The sequence below is a fragment of the Pseudomonas sp. 18.1.10 genome, assembly GCF_024655625.1.
In the GTDB taxonomy this organism is placed as follows: Bacteria; Pseudomonadota; Gammaproteobacteria; order Pseudomonadales; family Pseudomonadaceae; genus Aquipseudomonas.
Map to the genome: position 1 here is coordinate 1 of NZ_JANLGL010000324.1, position 4,569 is coordinate 4,569.

4 protein-coding genes are annotated in these 4,569 nt (G+C 61.0%); all 4 read right to left on the bottom strand.

Features of this window, described 5'->3' with window-relative positions; translation table 11 throughout:
* Positions 1-81: 81 nt before the first annotated feature.
* The 4 genes from araH to NUV89_RS27850 are packed head-to-tail and all read right to left on the bottom strand — an operon-like array spanning position 82 to position 4,393.
* Entirely contained in the window at positions 82-1,047 is a 966-nt protein-coding gene (araH, locus tag NUV89_RS27835) for an L-arabinose ABC transporter permease AraH (RefSeq protein WP_026137114.1), read from the bottom strand.
* 17 nt (positions 1,048-1,064) lie between these two features.
* Positions 1,065-2,564 (bottom strand): L-arabinose ABC transporter ATP-binding protein AraG, encoded by a 1,500-nt coding sequence (gene araG / locus NUV89_RS27840; protein ID WP_257783843.1) that lies wholly within the window; start codon positions 2,562-2,564, stop codon positions 1,065-1,067.
* Entirely contained in the window at positions 2,561-3,541 is a 981-nt protein-coding gene (locus tag NUV89_RS27845) for a substrate-binding domain-containing protein (RefSeq protein WP_257783844.1), read from the bottom strand. The genes araG and NUV89_RS27845 overlap by 4 nt, the downstream gene beginning before the upstream one ends.
* Before the next feature lie 30 nt (positions 3,542-3,571).
* On the bottom strand, positions 3,572-4,393 hold the full coding sequence (locus NUV89_RS27850) for an SDR family oxidoreductase (protein ID WP_257783845.1): 822 nt from the start codon (positions 4,391-4,393) through the stop codon (positions 3,572-3,574).
* Positions 4,394-4,569 lie beyond the last annotated feature (176 nt).

The following is a 4,569-nucleotide window of genomic DNA, read 5'->3' on the forward strand; positions in this document are numbered from 1 at the left end:
CCAGATGTATTGACTGATCCACCGCTTTCGCGAGCAAGCCCGCTCCCACATTGGATTTTCAGTGCTGTTTAGACCGAGCCCCTAGCGTTGTTTCATGCGGTCGATGATGACGGCCAGCAACAGGATCGAACCCCGGATCACATACTGGTAAAAGGTATCGATGTTCTTCAAGTTCATCGCATTCTCAATGATCGCCAAAATCAACACCCCGGCAATCACATGCCGGATCATGCCGATCCCACCGCTCAACGACACCCCGCCCAGCACGCACGCCGAAATCACCGTCAACTCGAACCCCTGGCCAATCATCGGCTGGCCCGAGGTCATGCGCGAGGCGAGGATCACCCCGGCCAACGCGCCCACCAAGCCGTGCACGGCGAAGATGATGATCTTGGTGCGATCAACGTTCACCCCCGCCAGCAGCGCGGCTTCCTGGTTGCCGCCAATGGCCATGGTATTGCGCCCGTAGGTGGTGTAGTTCAGCAACCAGCCAAAGAACACAAAACACAGCACGGTGATGATGATCGGCACCGGCACGCCCAGCAGTTGGCCGTTGCCGAACACAAAGAAGCGCTCATCCATCACCCCCACCGCCTTGCCGTTGGAGAAGATGTACGCTAGGCCGCGCACGATCTGCATGGTCGCCAGCGTCGCGATCAGCGCGTTGATGCGCAGCTTGGCAATGACGATGCCATTGATAAGCCCCACCACCAGGCCCATCGCCAATGCCGCCGACACGCCGAGCACCACGCTGTCGGTGTCACGGATCACAATGCCCGCCACCACGCCGGCGCAGGCGATCACCGAGCCCACCGACAAGTCGAAGTGCCCCGACGCCAGGCAGAACAACATGGTGCACGCGGCGATGCCGACGGTGGAAATCGCCAGGCCCAGGCCACGCATGTTCAGCGGCGAAAGAAAGTTGTCGATAAACAGCGCGCTGAGCACAAAAATGCCCAGCGCCGCCAGCAGCATCACCCAGTCATCGAGGAACTTGCGTTGGTTGAAACCCGGCCAGAAGCCCTTTGCAGTCTTTACGTCGGACATCATTCACCTCGAATTCTTCAAGCCCGCGAACGCGGGAGAGCCAGTTGCAACAGCCGCGCTTCATCCGCCTGGTCGCGGCTGACTTCGCCGGTCAGGGCGCCTTCGCTCATCACCAGGATACGGTCGCTGATGCCCATCACTTCCATCAGGTCGCTGGACACCACGATCACCGCAATGCCCTGGGCCGCGAGGTTATGGATGATCTGGTAAATCTCCGACTTGGCGCCGATATCGATACCGCGCGTGGGTTCATCCAGCAGCAGGACTTTCATCGGCATCGACAGCCAGCGGCCGAGAATGGCCTTCTGCTGGTTGCCGCCGGAGAGGTACATGATTTTCTGCTCGGCGTTCGGTGTCTTGACCTTCATCGCCTTGATCTGCTGGTCGGCGTTGCCCTTTTCCCAGCCGTCGCGCAACAGCCAGCCGAACGCGGAATGGGCGCCACGGGCACTGATATTGATATTTTCGGCGACGCTGGACAGCGGGATGATGCCTTCCTTTTTACGGTCTTCCGGGCACAGCAGCACTCCGGCGCCGATGGCATCGCGCGGTGAATGCAGGTGCAGTTTTTTGCCACAGAGCTCCAGGCTTCCGGCAGTGCTGCGGGTCAAACCGCTCAACACGCGGAATAGCTCGGTGCGCCCTGCCCCCACCAACCCGAACAGACCGAGGATCTCGCCCTTGCGCACGTTGAAGCTGATCGGTTCACGCAGGCCGGGGCCTTGTAAACCGTCGACCTTCAACGCCACTTCGCCATGCTCGCGCGGGCGGTAATCGTAGATATCCTGGATATCGCGACCGACCATGCAGGTCACCAACTGGTCATGACTCAACGCGCGCATGTCGTCGAAAGTGCGCACAAAACGCCCGTCCTTGAACACCGTCACCGCGTTGCAGATGCGGAACACCTCTTCCATGCGGTGGGACACGTAGAGCACCACTTTGCCTTCGTCGCGCAAGCGCGTGATGATCGCCATCAAGCGGTCGATCTCCCGCGCCGACAGGCTGCTGGTGGGTTCGTCGAAGGCAATCACATGGGCGCCACGGGACAACGCCTTGGCGATTTCCACCAGTTGGCGCTGGCCCAGGGACAAGCGCCCCAACTTCTCGGCCGGGTCGATTTCATCCGCCAGGCCCTTGAGGCACGCCAGCGCCTGCTCGCGCAACTGGCGGCGATTGACCACGCCGAAACGCGACGGCAAGTGCCCAAGGAACAGGTTCTCGGCCACGGTCATTTCCGGCACCAGGTGCAGTTCCTGGTGAATCACCGCCACGCCGCTGGCGATGCTGTCGGCCGCGCACTTGAAGGCCATCGTCTGCTCGCCAATCTGCACCGTGCCGCTGCTCGGGATATAGGCGCCGCCGAGGATTTTCAGCAGCGTCGACTTGCCCGCGCCGTTCTCCCCCATCAGCGCGTGCACCTGCCCGGGCTGGGCGCTGAAGCTGATGCCGTCCAGCGCCTTGACCCCGGGAAAGGTCTTGCCGATGCCGTCAAAGCGCAGGGCCGCAGCGGTCATTTCCACAGCCCGATCTTGGTCAGTTCTTCCTGGAAGTTGGCGCGGGTAATCAGGGTCACTTCGTCCATGGCCGTGTACTTCTCCGGTTCCTTGCCGGTGGTGACCCACTCGTACATCGCCAGCGCGGTGTTGTAGCCCTCGATGTGCGGACTCGGCAGCATGGAGCCGAAGAAGCCGCTGTCGGCTTTCTTCAATTCGCCGATGGCGTCGGTGCCGTTGATGCCGATACCGATCACATTCGCCGCCTTGAAGCCGGCGCTTTCCGTGGCGCGCACGCCGCCGAGCACGGTGTTGTCGTTCATGCCGCCGATAATCAGGTTTTTCGCGGCGCTGGGCAGCTTGACCAGGGCCGAGTTGGTGGCGTCCATGCTGCCGGGCACGTCGAGGGTTTTCAGCGCGGCGGTAAGGATATGGTCCTTGGGAATGCCGGCGTCTTCGAGGGATTTGATCGAGCCGTCGGTACGTTTTTTACCGGTGTCGAGTTCGTTGTAGGTGTTGATCACCGCGTAGGTGTCTTTCCAGTCCCAGCCGCGTTTTTTCGCTTCGGCGGCCATGGCCGCGCCTTGTTTCTGGCCGACTTCAAAGGCGGCCATGCCGAGGTACGGCACGTCTTCCATGAAGTTGCCCTTGGCATCGACGAAGCGATCATCCACCGCCATCACTTTGAGGCCGTTGGCCTTGGCCTTGGCGACAATGGCCGGGCCGAGGGACACGTCCGGCGGGCAGATCACAAAGCCCTTGGCGCCGTTGGCGGCCAGGCTGTCGATGGCCGACAGGGTCTTCTCTCCATCGGGCACGGCGATCTTTATCACCGTGAAACCGTGTTCCTTGCCGGCTTTTTCGGCGAAGGCCCATTCGGTCTGGAACCAGGGTTCTTCGGCCTGCTTGACGAGGAAGCCGATCTTCACGTCTTCGGCGAATGCCACACCGCTGAAGGCCATCGCAAGGGCCAGGGTGCCGAGTGTCTTCTTCAACATGAACCACCTCTTCTTGTTATTGGAACAGTGTTAGTCGTGGTACATCACAGACCGCCCGCCATCGATCATCAGGCAGGTGGCATTGATAAAGGGCGCCTCGTCGGTGGCCAGGAACAGCGCCGTCATCGCCACCTCGACCGGTTGGCCGATGCGCTTGGGCGGGTGCAGGTCGAAGGCGCGCTGGCGCTCGGCGTGGGGGTCGGCAAAGCCGTTCCAGTAATCGACGTTGAGTTGGGTCTCGATATAGCCCGGCGCGATGGCATTCACGCGGATGCCCTTGGGCGCGTATTCGATGCCCAGTGCCCGAGTCAGGCCGAGCAGGCCATGCTTGGCCACGGGATAGGGAAAGCAGCCGGGGATGATGTGGCTGGAATGGGTGGAGGCGATATTGATGATGTTGCCGATGCCTTGCGCGATCATGTGCGGCAACACCGCGCGGCAGCCGAACCAGGCGCCGTCGAGGTCGATGGCGAAGCAGCGGCGCCAGTCTTCGTCGCTCATTTGCAGCGGGTCGCGGAACACGTTGACCCCGGCGCAATTGACCAGCACATCAACGCGACCGAAGCGCGCGATGGCCTGTTCGACCAGCGCCTGCCATTGCTCCTTTGAGGTGATATCGACGGCTTGCGCGTAGACCTGCGCACCGCGTTCGCGCCAGTGGGCGGCGACGTGCTCGACTTTTTCAGCCTGGATATCGGCAATGACCAGGCGCGCCTGCTGGGCCTGGAAGCACGCGACGATGGCCTCGCCAATGCCTTGGGCGGCACCGGTGATAATCACCACCTTGTCTTTGAGCCGCTCGCCATAGGTTGGCTCGGGCACGGCGGGGAGTGACAACGGTTGTGCCTGCATCGCTTCACCTGTTTTATTTTTGGTAGTGAGTGCTGATGCAGGCGACTATAAACCGATCATTTGAAATATCTCAATATATAAATTTGCATCCCATATTATGAACAAAACGCAAAAAAATGTGGGAGCGGGCTTGCTCGCGAATGCGGTGTGTCAGCCACGCATTAGTTGACTGATCC